Annotated in this window: 2 tRNA genes and 2 rRNA genes; all 4 read right to left on the reverse strand. The window is 46.2% G+C overall.

The features are described from left to right. Positions 1–955: ribosomal RNA gene (locus tag A9G45_RS12710) — 23S ribosomal RNA — on the reverse strand; the annotation flags it as partial. 262 nt (positions 956–1,217) lie between these two features. After that, positions 1,218–1,293: transfer RNA gene (locus A9G45_RS12715), tRNA-Ala, on the reverse strand. A gap of 52 nt (positions 1,294–1,345) precedes the next feature. Continuing rightward, positions 1,346–1,422 (reverse strand) — tRNA-Ile (locus tag A9G45_RS12720). A 58-nt stretch (positions 1,423–1,480) separates the two neighbouring features. Continuing rightward, positions 1,481–1,573, reverse strand: a 16S ribosomal RNA gene (locus A9G45_RS12725); the annotation flags it as partial.

The following is a 1,573-nucleotide window of genomic DNA, read 5'->3' on the forward strand; positions in this document are numbered from 1 at the left end:
CCCGCCGTGTGTCTCCCATGATTAAACTTGTCAGTATTCGGAGTTTGCATCGGGTTGGTAAGCCGGGATGGCCCCCTAGCCGAAACAGTGCTCTACCCCCAACAGTTACTCATGAGGCGCTACCTAAATAGCTTTCGGGGAGAACCAGCTATCTCCCGGTTTGATTGGCCTTTCACCCCCAGCCACAGGTCATCCGCTAATTTTTCAACATTAGTCGGTTCGGTCCTCCAGTTAGTGTTAACCAACCTTCAACCTGCCCATGGCTAGATCACCGGGTTTCGGGTCTATACCCTGCAACTTAACGCACAGTTAATACTCGGTTTCCCTTCGGCTCCCCTATTCGGTTAACCTCGCTACAGAATATAAGTCGCTGACCCATTATACAAAAGGTACGCAGTCACTATTACCCAACGGTAACAGCTCCCACTGATTGTACGTACACGGTTTCAGGGTCTATTTCACTCCCCTCCCGGGGTTCTTTTCGCCTTTCCCTCACGGTACTGGTTCACTATCGGTCAATCAGGAGTATTTAGCCTTGGAGGATGGTCCCCCCTTCTTCAGACAGGATATCACGTGTCCCGCCCTACTCTATAAGCTTCCACATCATGCATTTTCATGTACGGGACTTTCACCCTCTATCGTGCGACTTTCCAGACGCTTCCACTAATACATCATGCTACCCGCTTGGGCTCCTCCCCTTTCGCTCGCCGCTACTTAGGGAATCTCGGTTGATTTCTTTTCCTCGGGGTACTTAGATGTTTCAGTTCTCCCGGTTCGCCTCATATAACTATGAATTCATTATATGATAGTGTAGCCACCTACACTGGGTTTCCCCATTCGGACATCAACGGCTATAGCGCCTTTTATCGGCTTACCGTCGCTTTTCGCAGATTAACACGTCCTTCTTCGCCTCTGATTGCCTAGGCATCCACCGTGTACGCTTAATTTCTTAACCTTACAACTCACAGTTGTCTTGGTTTTCAATTTACGCTTTTTTTCTCTTTTTTACTTCAGTACTTTTAGTTTAATCAGTTTAACTCAACATTTATTAAATATATCATTAAACCAAAAATAAAAGTTTTCCGTAAAAACGAGAACTCGTTTCTTTCAGCTTGTTCCTAATTGTTAAAGAGCTTTATCTTTCTATTCACTCATCTTTTAACTCAAGTAAATACAAACATAATTTTTTCATCATCGAATAATAGAGATATCTTTAATGGTGGAGCTAAGCGGGATCGAACCGCTGGCCTCCTGCGTGCAAGGCAGGCGCTCTCCCAGCTGAGCTATAGCCCCATTGTCTCACTTCATCAACCAATCAAGCTAAAATCAGCTTAATAAGTAGAATTGGTGGGTCTGAGTGGACTTGAACCACCGACCTCACCCTTATCAGGGGTGCGCTCTAACCACCTGAGCTACAGACCCAATAAAGTGACTCTTTCTTCTAAACAAACAATCTGTGTGAGCACTTACGAGCTCTTCGTAAGGAGGTGATCCAACCGCAGGTTCCCCTACGGTTACCTTGTTACGACTTCACCCCAGTCATGAACCACACCGTGGTAAACGCCCTCCCGAA

The sequence above is a fragment of the Gilliamella sp. HK2 genome (genome assembly GCF_001690265.1).
Taxonomy (GTDB): Bacteria; Pseudomonadota; Gammaproteobacteria; order Enterobacterales; family Orbaceae; genus Gilliamella; species Gilliamella apicola_C.